This window comes from Cellulomonas sp. 73-92 (genome assembly GCF_001898175.1).
Taxonomy (GTDB): Bacteria; Actinomycetota; Actinomycetes; order Actinomycetales; family Cellulomonadaceae; genus Cellulomonas.
Genome location: NZ_MKTH01000008.1, coordinates 272,923 through 290,392, shown reverse-complemented (window position 1 = coordinate 290,392; position 17,470 = coordinate 272,923). Strand labels below are relative to the sequence as shown.

Sequence of the window (17,470 nt, the reverse complement as noted above, 5' to 3'; positions counted from 1 at the left end):
CTGACAGCTGTCGACGACGGAGTCCGGGGGCATCGTCCGCCCCCGGCCCCGTCGAATCATGGGACGATTGTCCCTTGATCAGCGCTACTCATTATCACCGCCGGTCGACAGCGTGGCGGCCACCTGCTCGCCCGCCGCGACGTCCCCGGCGTCCGGCCAGACCCAGTCCCGCACCTCGGGGAGGTCCTCGCCGTGCTCCCGGGTGTACTCCCGGGCGTGCAGCCGGGCGTCGACCATCTTCTGCCGCAGGCCGGCCTGCGAGGCGCGCAGCCAGTGCACGTGGTCGATGACGTCCATGACGAGGTGGAACCGGTCGAGGTCGTTGAGCATCACCATGTCGAACGGCGTGGTCGTCGTGCCCTCCTCCTTGTACCCGCGCACGTGGAGGTTGGCGTGCCCGTTGCGGCGGTACGTCAGGCGGTGGATGAGCCACGGGTAGCCGTGGTAGGCGAAGACGATCGGCCGGTCGGCGGTGAAGATCGTGTCGAAGTCACGGTCGGACAGGCCGTGCGGGTGCTCCCGCTCGTCCTGCAGCCGCATGAGGTCGACGATGTTGACGACGCGCACCTTGAGGTCCGGCAGCTCGCGCCGCAGGATGTCCGCCGCCGCCAGCACCTCGAGGGTCGGCACGTCGCCGGCGCACGCGAGCACGACGTCCGGCTCCTGACCGGCGACCTCGGTGCCGGCCCAGTCCCAGATGCCCAGGCCGCGCGAGCAGTGCGCCACGGCCTCGTCCATGGGCAGGAAGTTCGGTGCCGGCTGCTTGCCCGAGACGACGACGTTGACGTACTGCCGCGAGCGCAGGCAGTGGTCGTACGTCGACAGCAGGGTGTTGGCGTCCGGCGGCAGGTAGACGCGGACCACCTCGGCCTTCTTGTTGATCACGTGGTCGATGAAGCCCGGGTCCTGGTGGCTGAACCCGTTGTGGTCCTGCCGCCACACGTGGCTGGACAGCAGGTAGTTCAGCGAGGCGATCGGCCGGCGCCACGGGATGTCGTTGGTGACCTTCAGCCACTTCGCGTGCTGGTTGAACATCGAGTCGACGATGTGGATGAACGCCTCGTAGCTGGTGAACAGCCCGTGGCGCCCGGTGAGCAGGTAGCCCTCGAGCCAGCCCTGGCACTGGTGCTCGCTCAGCATCTCCATCACCCGGCCGGCGCGCGCCAGGTGCTCGTCGACCTCGGGGGACAGGTACTCGGCGTTCCACTGCCGGTCGGTGACCCCGAAGACCGCCTGCAGGCGGTTGGACGCCACCTCGTCGGGCCCGAAGATCCGGAAGTTGTCCGGGTTCCGGCGCACGACCTCGGTGATGTAGTCGCCGAGCACGCGCGGCGCCTCGCTCTGGGTGGCACCCGGGCGGGGCACGTCGACGGCGAAGTCGCGGAAGTCGGGCAGGCGCAGGTCGCGCAGCAGCAGCCCGCCGTTGGCGTGCGGGTTGGCGCTCATCCGCAGCTCGCCGGCGGGGGCCAGGCCGCGGATGTCGTCGGCCAGCCGGCCGGTCGCGTCGAACAGCTCCTCGGCGCGGTACGAGCGCAGCCACTCCTCGAGCACGGTCAGGTGCTCGGCGGTGTCGCGGGCGTTGGCCAGCGGCACCTGGTGGGCGCGCCACGAACCGGTGGTCTTCTTGCCGTCGATGGTCGCCGGGCCGGTCCACCCCTTGGGCGTGCGGAAGACGATCATCGGCCAGGCCGGCCGCGTGAGGTCGCCGTCGGCGGCCCGCGCCTTGATGTCGGCGATCTCGTCGAGCGCCTCGTCGAGCAGCGCGGCGAACCGGCGGTGGACCGACTCCATCGGCTCGTCCTCGTCGTACCCGCCCGTGAAGACGTACGGGTGGTGCCCGTAGCCGTGCATGAGGTCGATGAGCTCGTCGTCGCTGATGCGGGCGAGCACGGTCGGGTTGGCGATCTTGTAGCCGTTGAGGTGCAGGATCGGCAGCACCACGCCGTCCTGGTACGGGTTGACGAACTTGTTGGAGTGCCAGCTCGTCGCCAGCGGGCCGGTCTCGGCCTCGCCGTCGCCGACGACCGCCGCGACCAGGAGGTCCGGGTTGTCGAAGACTGCGCCGTAGGCGTGCGACAGCGCGTAGCCGAGCTCGCCGCCCTCGTGGATCGACCCCGGCGTCTCCGGGGCGACGTGGCTCGGGATGCCGCCCGGGAACGAGAACTGGCGGAAGAGCTTGCGCAGGCCCTCCTCGTCCTCCGTGATGTTCGGGTACACCTCCGAGTAGGTGCCGTCGAGGTAGGCGCTGGCGACGAGGCCCGGCCCGCCGTGGCCCGGGCCGGTGAGGTAGATCGTCGACTGGCTGCGCTCGACGATCGCCCGGTTGAGGTGCGCGTAGAGGAAGTTCAGGCCCGGCGTCGTCCCCCAGTGGCCGAGCAGGCGCGGCTTGACGTCGTCCCGCGTCAGCGTGGTTCGCAGCAGCGGGTTGTCGAGCAGGTAGATCTGCCCGACGGACAGGTAGTTCGCGGCGCGCCACCAGCGGTCGAGCCGCCGGACGGTCTCGTCGTCGATCGCCGCGCCGGTGCCGCGGCGCCAGGTGGTGGGGTGCTCGGTCGTCGTCGCCATGGTCCCGTTCCTGTTCGCAGAGGTGCTCGGTGACATACAACCGCACGTGGGCGGCGGACGCCCGGTGTCGAAGGTCCGTCACGCCGATAGCGTGTGGGGGTGGCTGCCACTGCCGCGCCGGTGACGCGCGCCGACGTCTGGCGGGTCGCCCGCCGGCCGCGGATGGTCGGCCTGCTCGCGGTCTTCCTGGCCGCCGCGACCGTGTGCGGGCTGCTCGGCGCGTGGCAGCTCGACCGGGCACGCCAGCGCGGCCAGGCCGCGGTCGCCCAGCGGCAGGCGCAGCTGGTGGCGGCCGACCCGGTGCCCCTCGACTCGGTGCTCGCGCCCCAGACGGCGTTCCCCGGCGACCTCGTCGGCCGCAAGGTGTCCGTCACCGGGACGTACGAGCCCGGCCAGCTCCTGGTGACCGGCCGGTCGCACGGCGGCGTCACCGGCGAGCTGGTGCTGACACCCCTACGCGTGGGGTCCGGCGCGGACGCCGCCGTGCTCCCGGTCGTGCGCGGCTGGCTCCCGTCCGGCGCCGCGCCCGACGAGCCCCCCGCGGGGGCCGTGTCGCTGGTCGGCTACCTGCAGGCGGGGGAGTCGGCCGGCACCGGGATCGCCTCCGGCGCCACCGACGCCATCAGCCCCGCGGAGCTGCTCCACGTGTGGACCGGACCCATCTGGACCGGGTACCTGGTGCTGGCGTCGTCGGACCCCGCGCCGTCCGCCGGGCCCGCGCTGCTCGGGCCGCCGACGCCCACGCAGACCAGCCCCAACCTGCAGAACCTGCTCTACGCCGGCGAGTGGTTCGTCTTCGGCGGCTTCGCGGTGTTCCTGTGGTGGCGCGCGGTGCTCGACGAGGCCCACGGCCGGATCCGCGACCGCGGCCGCCCCGAGCGGGGCGACCGGGCTTCCGGCCCCGAGGCGGACCCGCGGGCCTGAGAGCCCGCTGCCGCTACTCGTGCTGCCAGGAGTGCCACAGGGCGGCGTAGTCGCCACCGGCCGCGACCAGCTCGTCGTGCGGCCCGATCTCCGTGATCCGGCCGTCGTCCACCACCGCGACGCGGTCGGCGTCGTGGGCGGTGTGCAGCCGGTGGGCGATCGCCACCACCGTCCGTCCGGCGAGCACCGCCGACAACGAGCGCTCCAGGTGACGGGCGGCCCGCGGGTCCAGGAGCGACGTCGCCTCGTCGAGCACGAGCGTGTGCGGGTCGAGCAGGACGAGCCGGGCCAGCGCGAGCTGCTGGGCCTGGGCGGGCGTCAGCGCCGCGCCACCCGAGCCGACCTCGGTCGCCAGCCCCTCGGGCAGGGCGTCGACCCAGTCGAGGGCGTCGACCGCCGCCAGGGACCGGCGCAGCGCCTCCTCGGTCGCGTCGGCGTCGGCGAGGCGCAGGTTGTCCGCCACCGAGCCGACGAACACGTGCTGCTCCTGGGTGACCAGCGCGACCTGGCCGCGCAGGTCGTCCAGCGGCAGGTCGACGAGCGGGACGCCGCCGAGCCGCACCGAACCGCCCGTGGGCGGGTGGATCCCGGCGAGCATCCGCCCGAGCGTGGACTTGCCGGCGCCGGACGGCCCGACGACGGCCAGCCGCTCGCCCGGCACCAGGTCGAGGTCGATCCCGTGCAGCACGTCGTGGCCCTCGCGGTAGGCGTAGCGCAGCCCGCGCGCCGTGATCCGGTCGTCGACCGGCCGCTCGCCGGACTCCTCGCGGTCCGCCTCCACGAGCTGGACGCCGACGATGCGCGATAGCGCCGTGGCGGCCACCTGGATCTCGTCGAGCCAGAAGATCAGCTCCCACACCGGCCCGGACATCTGGTACGCGTACATGACGATCGCCGTCACGACGCCGAGCGTCACGCGCCCCTGCGACGCCAGCCAGCCGCCCCACAGCAGCACCGAGGTCGGCGCGAGGACGAACGTCAGGTCGATCGCCGGGAACAGCACGGTGCGCAGGCGCAGCGTCGTCCGCTCCGCGGCGAACGCCTCGGCGAGGTCGTCGCGCACCGTGGCGTGGCGCCGCGACCCCAGCGACAGCGCGTCGACCGTGCGGGCGCCCTCGACGGTCTCGGTGATGGTCCCGTTGATCGAGGCGTACGCCGCCGCCTCGCGCAGGTACGCGGGCGTGGCGCGCCTCAGGTACCAGCGCACGACGAGCACCATCGAGGGCACCCCGACGAACAGCCCGACCGCCACCAGCGGCGAGAGCAGCAGGCACGCGACGGTCGTCAGCGTGATCGTGACCGTGGCGACGATCACGCGCGGCACCCCGAAGCGCACCGCGTGCTGCAGCCGGTTGACGTCGTTCGTCGTGCGCGCGACGAGGTCGCCGGTGCCGGCGCGCTCGACGGTGGACAGCGGCAGGGCGGTGAGCGTCTCGACGAACTCCTCGCGCAGCTGCGCGAACACCTTCTCGCCGAAGACGATCGACGCGCGCTGCGCGGTGCGGACCAGCCCCGCCTGCGTGACGACCATGACGAGCCCGAACGCCACCATCCGGTCGATGTAGCCGCCGGTGGTGCCGCGCGTGATCGCGTCGACCACGCGCCCGAGGAGGAAGGGCCCGACGAGACCGGCCGTCGCCCCGAGGGTGTGCAGCACGGCCAGCCGCGAGAGCTCGGAGCCGTGGACCCGCAGCAGGCGCGCGGCGTAGCGACGCACGGTCGCGGCGTCGGCCACCGGCAGCTTCATCGCTCACCTCCCTCGCGTCGTGCGTACACGTCCTCGACGACGTCGTCGTGCTCGTCGTCCTCGTCCGGACCGGCCGTCCCGTCGGTCGCCGCGCCCCAGCCGTCGTCCTCGCCCTCGTCGTCGAGCCGCCGCCCGACGATCCGCTGGTAGGCGGCCGCGACGCGGGCGCCGGCCGCGCCGTCGAGCAGCTCGTCGTGCGTCCCGCGCGCGACGAGGCGGCCGTCGGCGACCAGCTGGACCTCGTCGACGTGCTCGAGGACCAGGGGGCTGGCGGTCACGACGAGCGTCGAGCGGCCGCGCCGCGCCTGCGCCAGCCGGGCCGCGATGCGCGCCTCGGTGTGGGCGTCGACCGCGCTGGTGGGCTCAACGAGCACGAGCACCTCCGGGTCGACGAGCAGCGCCCGCGCCAGCGCGACCCGCTGCCGCTGCCCGCCCGACAGCGACCGGCCCTTCTCGGGCAGGTCACCCTCGAGGCCGCCGGGCACGGAGTCGAGCACGTCGTGGGCGTCGGCCAGGGCCACGACCCGGTGCAGCTCGTCGTCGCCCGCCCCGCCGCGCACGTCCAGCTCGACCCCCAGGCGTCCGGAGAAGAGGTGCGGCGTCGCCTCGGCGACGACGATGCGGGCCCGCACCTCCGCCTTCGGCAGGTCGGCCAGCCGCGCCCCGCCGAACGTCACCGGGGTCGGTGCCTCGGCCTCGTCGTCGAACCGGCCCATGCGGGTGGCGATCGCCGCCGCCTCGTCCGGGTCCGCCGAGACGAGCCCGACGAGACGGCCCGGCTCGAGGCGCACGCCGCTGGTCTCGTCGACGAGCGCGGCGCCGGGCGCGGGGCTGTCGGCGCTGGCCGCCCGCACCCCGGTCGCCGGGACCACGCGCAGCACGCCGAGCACCTTCGCCGCGCCGACCCAGGCGCGCGTGGCGGCCTGCAGCATGATCGTCGCGTTCTGCACCGGCCACGCGAGGAAGGCCGCGAACCCGTAGGTCGTCACCAGCTGGCCCGGCGTGATGGTGCCGGCGAGCGCGCGGTGCGCCCCGAGCCACAGCAGCAGCCCGACGAAGAGGCCGGGCAGCAGCACCTGCAGGCCGTCCATCCACGACTGGGTGCCGGCGACCGCGACGCCGCGGCGGCGCACCTCCTGCGACTGGGCCGCGTACCGGCCGGTGAAGACGGCCTCGCCGCCGATGCCCCGCAGGATGCGCAGCCCGGCGACCGTGTCGGCGCCCAGCGTGGTGAGCCGGCCGGAGGCCTCGCGCTGCGCCGCCTGCTTGCGGTGGAGCGGCTTGACGAGGCGGCCGAGCACCACCGCGACGACCGGCAGCCCCAGCAGCACGACGAGGCCGAGCGTCACGTCGATCCGCAGCATGAGGACGGCCGCCACGCCGTACGCGACCACCGAGCCGACGAACCGCGAGAGGTTCGCGTAGAGCTCGCCGATGCGCAGCGAGTCGTTCGCGACCGCCGAGACGACCTCGCCGGTGGGCAGCTCCGCGGTGATCGCGTGACCCGAGCGCGCCGCCTTGAGCCCGACGAGCTCCGAGGCCGTGAACGCCGGCCGCAGCCAGCACGCGACGTCGTAGCGGTGCCCCAGCGCCCCGGCCGCCGACGAGACGACGCCGAGGGCCAGGAGCGCCGCGACCCAGCGGAACAGGTCGGTGCCGAAGCCGTGGGTCAGGCCGCCGTCGATGGCGTGCCCGACGAGGTACGGCAGCAGCGCCTGGCACCCCATCAGCGTGATGCCGAGGGCCAGCCCGGTGGTCTGGATGCCCCACTGCCTGCGCGCGAACCACCACAGCAGGCGCCCCGGACCGGTGGTCGGGGGCGTGCCGGGATCCGCGAGGGGGAGCGAGCGCACGGGGATCCACGGTAGGCACCGCCACCCACACGCCCCACTCCTTTTCCCGGCCGCCCGGCACCCGCTCCCACCCGCCGGTCCGCCGTCTCGTCGGCTCGGCAGCCGACTCGTCGGTGCGAACCGTCGAGCCGGCGCGGAACCGACGAGTCGGGGGGCGGGGGCCGGTGGGACGGGGCCGGGCGACGAGACGGGCGACGGGCGCCGTCGGCGCGCCGACTACCCTGGGGACGTGACGCCGAGCCCCGCCGAGCACACCTCCGCCCGCACGCCGCGCCCCGTCCTCGTCGTCGACTTCGGCGCCCAGTACGCCCAGCTGATCGCGCGGCGCGTGCGCGAGGCTCACGTCTACTCGGAGATCGTGCCGCACACCATGGCCGTCGCCGACATGCTGGCGAAGGACCCCGCCGCGATCATCCTGTCCGGCGGCCCGGCCAGCGTCTACGAGCCCGGCGCCCCCGCCGTCGACCCGGCGCTGTTCGGCGCCGGGGTCCCGGTGCTGGGCATCTGCTACGGCTTCCAGGCGATGGCGCACGCGCTGGGCGGCGAGGTCGACGCCGCGGCGACGGGCGAGTACGGCCACACCCACGTCGACGTGGCCGAGGACGGCACGCTGCTGGACGGGTCGCCCGACGAGCAGCAGGTGTGGATGAGCCACGGCGTGGCGGTCACCACGCCGCCCGAGGGCTTCCGCGTGCTGGCCTCCACCGCCGGCGCCCCGGTGGCGGCGTTCGAGGACGCGTCCCGCCGGCTCTACGGCGTGCAGTGGCACCCCGAGGTGCACCACACGCCCCTCGGCCAGGCGACCCTGGAGAACTTCCTCTACCGCGGCGCGCGCCTGGCGCCCGAGTGGAACCCCGACAGCGTCATCACCGCGCAGGTGGCGGCGATCCGCGAGCAGGTCGGCGACGCCCGCGTCATCTGCGCGCTGTCCGGCGGCGTCGACTCGTCCGTGGCCGCCGCGCTGGTGCAGAAGGCCATCGGCGACCAGCTGACGTGCGTCTTCGTCGACCACGGCCTGCTGCGCGCGGGTGAGGCCGAGCAGGTGGAGCAGGACTTCGTCGCGGCGACCGGCGTCCGGCTCGTCGTCGTCGACGCGACCGCCCGGTTCCTCGACGCGCTCGCGGGCGTGAGCGACCCGGAGGCCAAGCGCAAGATCATCGGCCGCGAGTTCATCCGCGTCTTCGAGGACGCGGCCCGCGAGATCGTCGAGCGGTCGGGGGCCGACGAGGAGCCGGTGCGGTTCCTCGTCCAGGGCACGCTGTACCCCGACGTCGTCGAGAGCGGCGGCGGCGAGGGCGCCGCGAACATCAAGAGCCACCACAACGTCGGTGGCCTGCCCGACGACCTGCAGTTCGACCTCGTCGAGCCGCTGCGCGCCCTGTTCAAGGACGAGGTGCGGGCCGTGGGCCTGGAGCTCGGCGTGCCCGAGGCGATCGTCTGGCGGCAGCCCTTCCCGGGCCCCGGGCTCGCCATCCGCATCGTCGGCGAGGTGACGCGCGAGCGCCTCGAGGTGCTGCGTGCCGCCGACGCCATCGCGCGCGAGGAGCTGACCCGCGCCGGGCTCGACCGGCACATCTGGCAGTGCCCGGTGGTGCTGCTGGCCGACGTCCGGTCCGTCGGTGTGCAGGGGGACGGGCGCACCTACGGGCACCCCGTCGTGCTCCGGCCCGTGTCGAGCGAGGACGCGATGACCGCCGACTGGACCCGCCTGCCCTACGACGTGCTGGCGCGGATCTCGACGCGGATCACCAACGAGGTGCGCGAGGTGAACCGGGTGGTGCTCGACGTGACGAGCAAGCCGCCGGCCACCATCGAGTGGGAATGACGACCGGGAGGGTCCGATGAGCGAGGCGCAGGCGACCGACGAGGCGCGCGTGGCGAAGGAGCGGGGTGCCCTCGGCCGCTACCGGGTGATGGCATACGTCACCGGCACGATGCTGCTGTTCCTGTGCCTGGAGATGGTGCTCAAGTACGGGTTCCACAACGACGCCATCGACTGGGTCCCGCGCCTTCATGGCTTCGTCTACATCGTGTATCTCGTGACCGTGTGGGATTTGTGGTCACGAATGCGCTGGTCCTGGGGTCGTCTTGTGACCATGGTCCTCGCCGGCGTCGTGCCGGTGATGTCCTTTGTGCTGGAGCGGCGCGTCCATCGGGACGCGGAGGCCAGGATCGCCGCCTGAGGGGCCTGCAGGGGCGCTCTCGGGGGCTCGGGACGCCCGGAACGCCGCCGTGACCTCGCCGTTTTCCTTGTGAATTCCCGAACGAACCTGCACGTCAGTGCTGGTGCGACATGTGCCGCGGGACATTGGTCCCAGCGGGTGCGGCTGACCTGCGGCGAGGCTTCCATCGCGCGGTAGTGGTGCCAACAAAATCCCAGGTCAGTTGTCCCCGCAGTGATCTCAACGCGACGCCTTCGGCTTTCGCGGACGACATGGAGCAGGCGGCGCTGATCCCCAACACAAGAAGCATGAGGAACTCCAGGTGTCCGAGAAGCCCACTCTCATCAAGGTGCTTTCCATCCTTGTCGCCGTTGTCGGTGTCGTCTTCCTGGCAACCGGCATCACGATGTACTCGATCACGTCCGTCCAGCTGAAGGCTCAGCAGGTCACGGTCGCCCCCTACAACCACGGCACGAACGGCGAGAAGAGCGGCGCGTTCGACGGCCAGGCCGTCGCCGGCCCGTTCACCGCGCTGGCGCAGATCGACGCGATCGGCCACCACATGTCGCAGGCGAGCGCCACGGCGACCGGCGGCAAGGCCGACGCCGCGACCGGTGTCGTGACCGGCGGCGACCCGAACCTCACCTACGGCACTGCCCCGTCGATCACGCTCAACGCTGACGGCACCTGCAAGTCCGCCGTGAAGTGGACCGACCCGGCCGGCAACGGCTCGTTCACCTGCGACGCCAAGGGCACGCCGGTCGTCACCGGCAGCATCGTCCCCGGCGCCCTCGCCTCGCTGCGCTCCACCCTGCAGTCGGGCTCCTTCCTCATCGCCTCGCTGTACGTCTCCGTCCTGGCGTTCGGCGTCTCCGCCCTCGTCGGCGGCCTGGGCATCGTGCTCATCATCATCGGCGCGATCCAGCTGCTGACGATCCGCACCAAGGCCGCCGTGTCCGGCGCCGCCGCGGCGAAGGTCCCCGCGACCGCCGCCGTCTGATCCTCGCGATTCCTCGCGAATCCTCGCGATCGCACGACGAGGGCCGGTCCCCTTCCGGGGGGACCGGCCCTCGTCTTGTCGTCTGCGGTCCGGCGGGCGTCTCTGGGCGGATTCACAGGTGATGGTTAGGCTTACCTTCTGCACGACGACGAAGGCATGGGGGCTGTGCAGCCCCGTCATGACCACCGCACTCTGGGATCGGGGAGACGAGAATGGCCAACGCCGCCAAGGGCAACGGGACCGTGAGGGTCCTCGGCATCCTGACCGTCATCGCCGGCGCGATCTTCGTGATCGCCGGCGCCGTCACGTGGGGGGCCGTCTCGGCCAACCTCGCCGCGGAGAAGATCACCGTCTCGCCCGACGCCGCCCACTTCGGCAACCAGGCGGTCAACTCGCCGTGGACCGCCTGGTACCAGGCGGACGCCATCAAGCACCACTCGCTCAAGGCCTCGAACAACCTGACCTACGCGGAGCTGGGCGCGGCCATCACGGCCAAGCAGAACGACCTCAAGAGCCAGGGCATGTCGGCGACGGACATCGCCAAGAACACCGACGTCGTCACGCTGCAGGGCCAGCGCAGCACGGTGATGACCGGCTCGTTCCTGCGCTCGTCCCTGTTCACCTCGGTCATCGCGTTCGGGGTGGCGCTCTTCGCCTTCGGCGTGGGAGTCGTGGCGCTGCTCGTCGGCTGGGCGCTGGTGCGAGTCTCGCGGCCCGTGGCGGTGACCGTGGCACCGCAGCCCACCACGGCCGACGCGGTCTAGCCCCCCACGTACGACGAGGGCCGGTTCCCCCCTGGGGGACCGGCCCTCGCCCCTTTCGCCCGCGGTCGCTAGCCCCGGCCCTCCAACCGGTGCCGCGACCGCCGCATGCCGACGAGCGAGCCGACGAGCAGCGCGACGCCGGCGGCGCCGAGCAGCACGATGAAGGCGAGCTCGGTGTCGAGGTGGGCGCCCCAGGCGACGGACAGCAGCCCGACCCCGACGGCCATGACCACCAGGCCCCACACCACGGTGCCGACCCGGAGCGTCCGCGGCGGCTCGGGCGCGGACGCCGCGGGGGCCGCCGGGGCCGTCGGTGACGTGACCCGGATGTGCCCGGTCGACGCGGCGTAGGCGTCCGCCGGCGGCTCGGGTCGCGGCGGCGCGGACGCGACCGGCGGCAGGGGCGCCGTCGGCGCCTCGGCCTTCGGCAGCGGGGCCGTCGCGTCCTCGGCCGGTGCCTGTGCGGGTGTGGCAGCCTCGATCGTCACGGTCTCGTCCTCCTCGGTGGTGCCCGTCGCGCCGGCCCCCTGCGCCGCCGCGACCTCCTCGGCGGGCGTCGGCTCGCTCTCCGGCACGGCCCGGTGCTCGTCGTCGGCCGGAGCGCCGAGCGGCGGGAGCTTGCGGGTGTCGTCGTCGCTCATCGGGATCCCTCCTCCACGGTGACGTTCCCGGCACCGACGTGGATCTGGAGCAGGAGCGTGGCCTGGTCGGCCGGGACGCCGAAGCTGTCCCGCCGCCCGACGCCGCTCGTGCTGGTGTTGTCGCCGCCCACCTGCCAGGTGACCTGGCCGGCGCCGATGTCCGCCTGCGCGGCGACCTGGGCCCCGCGCGGCACGCGGACGACGAGGTTGCCCGCCGACACGTCGATCGGGACGGTCAGCCGGTCACCGGCCTGCAGCGGCACGCCGGTGAGGTCCACCGTCGCGTCGCCGAAGCCCATCCGGAAGCCGTTGGCCGCGGTCGTGCGGTCCGTGATCGTCGTCGTGCCCTGGGTCGTCGTGACGTGGACGCCGTTGTTGTCGACGATCCACGGGTTGATGCCGTCGCGGGAGTTCACCGCGAGCGGCAGCGCCACGAGGGCCGCGAAGATCGCGAGCAGGCCGAGCACGCCGCCGCGGCGCCCGCGCAGGCCGGACACGATGATCGCGACGCCGAAGATCAGGACGACGAGCGCCGCCGCCGTGCCCGCCGTCGAGCGGTCGAACCACCCGCCGCGCTGGGCGATGAGCGCCCCGGCGATGACGAAGAGGCTCAGGGCGACCGAGACGCCGACGGTCGTCGCGCCGGGTCCCTGCCGCCGCGGGCGCGGGGGCTTGGGCGGCTGGGTCGCGACGGGCGCCGGGGGCGGCGCGGGGGCGTAGCGGTAGGGCGTGGGGGCCGGGGCCGGCGGCGGGGCCGACCACGCCGGGGGCGGCGGGACGGGCGCCGAGACGCGCGGTGCGGTCGCGGCCGCGGCTGCCGCCGGGCCGGGTCCCGCGGGCGGAGGGCCGTACGACGGGACCGGGCCGGGCACGTGCGGGGCGGCCGCGCCGTAGGGGGTGCCGCCGTAGGCGCCGGCGTACGGCGTCGACGGGCCGGTGTACGGCCGGGCCGGCGGGGTGTACGGGCCGGGGGCGGGCGCGTAGGGCCCGGGGCCCCACGGCGCGCCGGGGCGGGGCGCCGGCGGACGCCGGTGCTGGAGCATCGTCGCCACGAGGACCACGACGAGGATCGTCGCGCCCAGCCAGAACAGCCCCTGGATCCAGCCCGGGATCATGAACGGCCAGTGCCCCCAGGCGCCCCAGCCGATGCCCGTGACGAACATCAGCAGCGCGCCGAGCAGCGCGATGTCGGGGTGGCCCAGCGTGAGGCCCTCCATGTGGATGCGGCCGTCACGCTCCTCGGGCAGCAGGGCCCAGGCTGCGGCGTAGACGACGAGGCCGAACCCGCCCAGCAGCAGCGTGGCGAGGAAGATGCCGCGCACCAGCAGGGGGTCGAGCCCGAACCGGGCCGCGATGCCGCCGGCGACGCCGCCGATCCACCGCTCGTCGGAGCGGTAGAGGCCGATGCCGCGCAGCTGGGAGAAGAAACCGGTCGCCGGCCACGGCTTGTCGCCGGCGGGTGGGGTGGCGCCGGTGGGCGGGACGGGTCCGCCGGCTGGGGTCTGCGAAGTCATGGCTCGATCGTGGCGGCCGGCGCCGGCCCGGACCATCGGGTGGGTCCCTGAAACGACCCTGATCAGGACCCGGGGCACGGCCGCGATCCCCTGATCCGCACCCTGGTTCGGCCCCTGGACCCGTGTCCCCGCGCCCGCGAGGTGTCACGATCGGGGCGTGACCACGGCAGAGGACCCGACGGCGCGGCCGACCGCGCCCGTGCGCCTGCCGCTGCGCCGCCCCGAGCGGGGGCGGTGGTTCGGCGGCGTGGCGCTGGGCCTGGCGGCCCACCTGGACTGGCCGGTACGCCGCGTGCGGATCCTCTTCCTGGCGGCCGCGCTGCTGTTCGGCGTCGGCGCCGTGCTGTACGCGTTCCTCTGGCTCACCGTCCCGGTGGGTGACCCGGTCGAGGCCGCCACCATCACGCGGCCGGCGTTCCTCGGCCGGCTGGCGCGCCGCCAGGCGGTGGCCGGCCACCCGCTCCGGCTGCCGGGCCCGGAGGTGCTCGCCGGCGTGCTCCTCGTCGTGGGAGCCGCGGCGCTCCTGCTGGTGCGCTCCCACTCCGCGGTCAACCTCAGCTGGGTGCTGCCGGTGTTCGTGCTCGTCGCGGGCGTCGTGCTCGCCTGGAGCCAGCTCGGCGTGGTGACGCGCGGGCGCTCGCGGGAGGTCCCCGGGGGCCGGGCACAGGCGTTCCTGCGGATCGCCGGCGGGCTGCTCCTGGCCGGCGTCGGCGTGCTGCTGCTCGCGACGCAGGTCGTCGGCGCGGGCATCGACCCGGGGTTGCTGGGTCAGGTCGTCGTCGCGGCGGTCGCCGTCGTCGCGGGCGTGGCGCTGGTCCTCGCGCCGTGGTGGCTGCGCCTCGTGCGCGAGCTGGGCGACGAGCGGGCGGCACGCGCCCGGGAGGCCGAGCGCGCCGACATCGCCGCCCACCTGCACGACTCCGTGCTCCAGACGCTGGCGATCATTCGCGCGCGGGCCGACGAGCCCGCCGAGGTGGCCCGCATGGCCCGCGCCCAGGAGCGCGAGCTGCGCGAGTGGCTCTACCAGGACCGGCCCGCGCCGGGCACGTCGATCGCCGCCGAGATGCGCGCCGTCGTGGCGGAGGTGGAGGACACCCGCAGCGGTCCGGAGGGCGAGGCGGTGGCGGTGGACCTCGTCGTCGTCGGCGACCGCGCCCCCGACGCGGGCACCGCGGCGCTGCTGCAGGCGACCCGCGAGGCCCTGGTCAACGCGGTGGTCCACGGGCGGCCGCCGGTCTCGGCGTACCTCGAGGTGGGCGACGAGCAGGTCGAGGTGTTCGTCCGCGACCACGGCGACGGCTTCGAGCTCGACGACATCCCGTCGGACCGGTTCGGCGTGCGCGAGTCGATCCTCGGCCGGGTGCGCCGCCGGGGCGGCACCGCGACCGTCACGTGCAAGGAGAGCGGCACCGAGGTGCACCTCGTCGTGCCCGTCGGTCCCTGCCCGGCCGACGACGTGGGGACACTCCCCACGGGGACGGCCCAGCTGAAGGAGAAGGAGAAGGCGACGTGAACGCGGTCCCGGTCGACGTGGTGCTCGTCGACGACCACCACATGTTCCGCACGGGCGTGCGGGCCTCGCTCGACGCGCGGGTGCGCATCGTCGGTGAGGCGGAGGACGTCGACGGCGCGGTGGCGGTCATCCACGAGGTGCGCCCGCCCGTCGTGCTGCTCGACGTGCACCTGCCCGGGGGCGACGGCGGCGGCGGCACCGAGGTGCTGCGCCGCTGCGCCGACCTGCTCGCGGAGACGAAGTTCCTGGCGCTGTCCGTGTCCGACGCGGCGGAGGACGTCGTCGGCGTCATCCGGGTCGGCGCGCGCGGCTACGTCACCAAGGCGATCGACGGCCCGGCGCTGTCGGACGCGGTGGTGCGCGTCGCCTCCGGCGACGCCGTGTTCTCGCCCCGGCTGGCGGGCTTCGTGCTCGACGCGTTCGGCACGGCCGCCGGCGACGTCGCGACCGGGGACGACGAGCTGGACCGCCTCTCGGCGCGCGAGCGCGAGGTGATGCGCCTCATCGCCCGCGGGTACAGCTACCGCGAGGTCGCCTCGGAGCTGTTCATCTCCATCAAGACCGTGGAGACCCACGTCTCGGCCGTGCTGCGCAAGCTGCAGCTGTCGAGCCGGCACGAGCTGACCCGCTGGGCGGCCGCCCGCCGCCTCCTGTAGCACCTAGGTCCCTCCCGGAGGGCCATGGCGCGGCGTGACGATGCAGGGAGAGCCGTCCGCCGACGTCGCCGCCCGGCCGTGCCGTGCGCGCGTCCCGCTCGAGGAGCCGACATGCCGTACGACCACCTGCTCGCCCCGATCAGCCTGCGCGGGCTCGAGCTGACGAACCGCGTCGTCTTCCCCGCCATGGCCACCGGCTTCGTCGCGCCCGGCGGGTACGTCACCGACCAGCTGATCGCGTACCACGTGGCCCGGGTCGTGGGTGGCTCCGGGCTCAACGTCACCGAGGCGACGTCGATCCACGCGCCCTCGGCCCCCGGCTGCTTCCTCAACATCTCCGGGGACGAGTTCGTGCCGGGACTGCGCCGGTTCACCGACGCGATCCACGCGGCCGGCGGGCGGACGGCCGTGCAGCTGTGGCAGGGCGGCCTGGCCGCGTGGGGGTTCGACCCCGCGCATCTCGAGCTGATCTCGCCGAGCGGCCTGCCGACCCCCGCCGGGCTCGTGCCGGGGTCGACCCCCGAGAAGATCGCCGAGGTCGTCGCGGCGTGGGGCGCCGCCGCCGCCCGCGCCGTCGAGGCCGGGTTCGACGCCATCGAGTTCCACTGCGCGCACAACTACTCGCCGCACGCCTTCCTCTCGCCGGCGCTCAACCAGCGCATGGACGAGTACGGCGGCAGTGCCGCGAACCGGGCGCGCTACCCGCTGGCGGCGATCGCGGCGGTCCGGGCCGCGATGCCCGACGACATGCCGCTGCTCATGCGGATCGACGCGCAGGACGACGAGCTGCCCGGCGGCCTGACGGTCGACGACGTCATCGCGTTCTCGCTGCTCGCCCACGAGGCCGGCGTCGACGCGCTGGACGTCTCGCGCGGCAACGTCGTCACCTCGGCGATCAGGTACGAGGTGCCGCCCATCGACGTGCCGCGCGGCTTCAACGTCGCCAACGCGGCCGCGATCCGGCGCGGCACCGGGATGGTGACCATCGCGGTGGGCCGCATCAACGACCCCGACCAGGCGGAGGAGATCATCGCGTCCGGCAAGGCGGACATGGTCGTCGTCGGGCGTGGCCAGATCGCCGACCCCGAGTTCGTCGCGAAGACCGCCGCCGGCCGGGCGCGGGACATCGTCCGGTGCGTCGGCTGCGACCAGGGCTGCTACGACCGGATCGTCGCGTCGTTCGGGCCGATCACCTGCCTGCGCAACCCGCTCGTCGGACGCGAGGCGGAGGGCGCCCCGTCGCCGACGCTGCGGCCCCTGCGCGTGCTCGTCGCCGGCGGCGGCGTGGCCGGGATGGAGGCGGCGCTGGTGCTCGCGCAGCGCGGGCACAAGCCGGTCCTCGTCGAGGCGTCCGACCACCTCGGTGGCCAGTTCGGCGTGGCCGGCCAGGCGCCCCGCAAGCAGGAGATGGCCGACGCCGCGGCCTCCAGGGCCGACCAGGTGGTGCGGGCCGGCGTGGAGGTCCGGCTGGGCACCAGGGTGACCCCGTCGTTGGTCGACGAGATCGCCCCGGAGGTCGTCATCGACGCCACCGGCGCCCGGCCGATCCACCCGTCGATCCCCGGCGCCGACCGGGAGAACGTCACCGACGCCGTCGCGGTGCTCACGGGCGCGTACGAGGTGCACGGGACCGTGGCGGTGCTCGGCGGCGGCCTCGTCGGGCTTGAGGTCGCGGAGTACCTCGCCGAGCGGGACGTGCCCGTCACGGTCGTCGAGATGCTCGACGAGGTCGGCAGCGGCCTGGGCGACCTCCGCAAGATCTGCGTCCTCGAGGCCCTGGCCACCGAGGGCGTCGAGCAGCTGACCGGGACCACGGTGACGGCCGTCAGGAGCGGGTCGATCGTCGTCGAGCAGGGCGGGCTGACGCGCGAGGTGCCGTGCGACACGGTGGTGCTCGCGCTGGGTTCGCGGCCCGACGACCACACGCCGCTGGCGCGGCACTGCGCCCAGCGAGGGATCGCCTACCACGTGGTCGGCGACGCCGTCCGGGCTCGTCGTGCGCTCGACGCCATCGCGGAGGCGAACGCCCTGGCGCGCGCGCTGTAGCGGCCGTCAACGGCGGCATCGTGGGATGCCGCAGCCGAGCGTGGCCGGTGTGGTGGAGGGTGCCGCAGGGGGGCGGCATCCGCCA

The 17,470-nt window shown here is 74.2% G+C and carries 13 protein-coding genes; 8 read left to right on the top strand and 5 right to left on the bottom strand.

The features are described 5' to 3' along the window. Window positions 1-84 precede the first annotated feature (84 nt). Complete coding sequence (locus BGO37_RS04780) at window positions 85-2,565, bottom strand: phosphoketolase (RefSeq protein WP_291752754.1); 2,481 nt, start codon at window positions 2,563-2,565, stop codon at window positions 85-87. A gap of 99 nt (window positions 2,566-2,664) precedes the next feature. On the opposite strand from BGO37_RS04780, the gene BGO37_RS04775 reads away from it, so the two are divergent. Beyond that, window positions 2,665-3,489 (top strand): SURF1 family protein, encoded by an 825-nt coding sequence (locus tag BGO37_RS04775; protein WP_291752752.1) that lies wholly within the window; start codon window positions 2,665-2,667, stop codon window positions 3,487-3,489. A 13-nt stretch (window positions 3,490-3,502) separates the two neighbouring features. Here BGO37_RS04775 and BGO37_RS04770 read toward each other — a convergent pair whose 3' ends face one another. Further along, window positions 3,503-5,236: an ABC transporter ATP-binding protein gene (locus tag BGO37_RS04770; RefSeq protein WP_291752750.1), complete on the bottom strand. Its 1,734-nt coding sequence runs from the start codon at window positions 5,234-5,236 to the stop codon at window positions 3,503-3,505. Further along, entirely contained in the window at window positions 5,233-7,089 is a 1,857-nt protein-coding gene (locus BGO37_RS04765) for an ABC transporter ATP-binding protein (RefSeq protein ID WP_291752748.1), read from the bottom strand. The genes BGO37_RS04770 and BGO37_RS04765 overlap by 4 nt, the downstream gene beginning before the upstream one ends. Window positions 7,090-7,318: 229 nt before the next feature. Between BGO37_RS04765 and guaA the strand changes: the two genes are divergently transcribed. The 4 genes from guaA to BGO37_RS04745 all read left to right on the top strand — a co-directional run bounded on the left by guaA (window position 7,319) and on the right by BGO37_RS04745 (window position 11,015). Continuing rightward, window positions 7,319-8,914 carry a glutamine-hydrolyzing GMP synthase gene (gene guaA / locus BGO37_RS04760; protein ID WP_291752746.1) on the top strand — a complete coding sequence of 532 codons (1,596 nt, stop codon included), beginning with the start codon at window positions 7,319-7,321 and terminating at the stop codon, window positions 8,912-8,914. 16 nt (window positions 8,915-8,930) lie between these two features. Further along, complete coding sequence (locus tag BGO37_RS04755) at window positions 8,931-9,272, top strand: DUF3817 domain-containing protein (RefSeq protein ID WP_291752745.1); 342 nt, start codon at window positions 8,931-8,933, stop codon at window positions 9,270-9,272. Between the two features lie 301 nt (window positions 9,273-9,573). Continuing rightward, window positions 9,574-10,251: a hypothetical protein gene (locus tag BGO37_RS04750; RefSeq protein ID WP_291752743.1), complete on the top strand. Its 678-nt coding sequence runs from the start codon at window positions 9,574-9,576 to the stop codon at window positions 10,249-10,251. Window positions 10,252-10,463: 212 nt separating this feature from the next. Beyond that, a complete protein-coding gene (locus tag BGO37_RS04745; RefSeq protein WP_291752742.1) occupies window positions 10,464-11,015 on the top strand; it encodes an aromatic ring-opening dioxygenase LigA in 552 nt (183 codons plus the stop codon). Between the two features lie 68 nt (window positions 11,016-11,083). Here BGO37_RS04745 and BGO37_RS04740 read toward each other — a convergent pair whose 3' ends face one another. Next, window positions 11,084-11,656 carry a hypothetical protein gene (locus BGO37_RS04740; protein WP_291752740.1) on the bottom strand — a complete coding sequence of 191 codons (573 nt, stop codon included), beginning with the start codon at window positions 11,654-11,656 and terminating at the stop codon, window positions 11,084-11,086. Beyond that, window positions 11,653-13,170, bottom strand: a complete 1,518-nt coding sequence (locus BGO37_RS04735; RefSeq protein ID WP_291752739.1) for a PspC domain-containing protein — start codon at window positions 13,168-13,170, stop codon at window positions 11,653-11,655. The genes BGO37_RS04740 and BGO37_RS04735 overlap by 4 nt, the downstream gene beginning before the upstream one ends. A gap of 157 nt (window positions 13,171-13,327) precedes the next feature. On the opposite strand from BGO37_RS04735, the gene BGO37_RS04730 reads away from it, so the two are divergent. The 3 genes from BGO37_RS04730 to BGO37_RS04720 all read left to right on the top strand — a co-directional run bounded on the left by BGO37_RS04730 (window position 13,328) and on the right by BGO37_RS04720 (window position 17,385). Next, complete coding sequence (locus BGO37_RS04730; RefSeq protein ID WP_291752738.1) at window positions 13,328-14,683, top strand: ATP-binding protein; 1,356 nt, start codon at window positions 13,328-13,330, stop codon at window positions 14,681-14,683. Then, window positions 14,680-15,339: a response regulator transcription factor gene (locus tag BGO37_RS04725; protein WP_291752737.1), complete on the top strand. Its 660-nt coding sequence runs from the start codon at window positions 14,680-14,682 to the stop codon at window positions 15,337-15,339. The genes BGO37_RS04730 and BGO37_RS04725 overlap by 4 nt, the downstream gene beginning before the upstream one ends. Before the next feature lie 111 nt (window positions 15,340-15,450). Beyond that, a complete protein-coding gene (locus BGO37_RS04720) occupies window positions 15,451-17,385 on the top strand; it encodes an FAD-dependent oxidoreductase (RefSeq protein ID WP_291752736.1) in 1,935 nt (644 codons plus the stop codon). Window positions 17,386-17,470: the final 85 nt, after the last annotated feature.

Excerpts from the sequence above, each read along its gene's own strand:
- BGO37_RS04755 (WP_291752745.1), top strand. The coding sequence starts at position 8,931 with ATGAGCGAGGCGCAGGCGACCGACGAGGCGCGCGTGGCGAAGGAGCGG.
- BGO37_RS04770 (WP_291752750.1), bottom strand. The coding sequence starts at position 5,236 with ATGAAGCTGCCGGTGGCCGACGCCGCGACCGTGCGTCGCTACGCCGCG.
- BGO37_RS04745 (WP_291752742.1), top strand. The coding sequence starts at position 10,464 with ATGGCCAACGCCGCCAAGGGCAACGGGACCGTGAGGGTCCTCGGCATC.
- BGO37_RS04780 (WP_291752754.1), bottom strand. The coding sequence starts at position 2,565 with ATGGCGACGACGACCGAGCACCCCACCACCTGGCGCCGCGGCACCGGC.
- BGO37_RS04720 (WP_291752736.1), top strand. The coding sequence starts at position 15,451 with ATGCCGTACGACCACCTGCTCGCCCCGATCAGCCTGCGCGGGCTCGAG.
- BGO37_RS04735 (WP_291752739.1), bottom strand. The coding sequence starts at position 13,170 with ATGACTTCGCAGACCCCAGCCGGCGGACCCGTCCCGCCCACCGGCGCC.
- BGO37_RS04740 (WP_291752740.1), bottom strand. The coding sequence starts at position 11,656 with ATGAGCGACGACGACACCCGCAAGCTCCCGCCGCTCGGCGCTCCGGCC.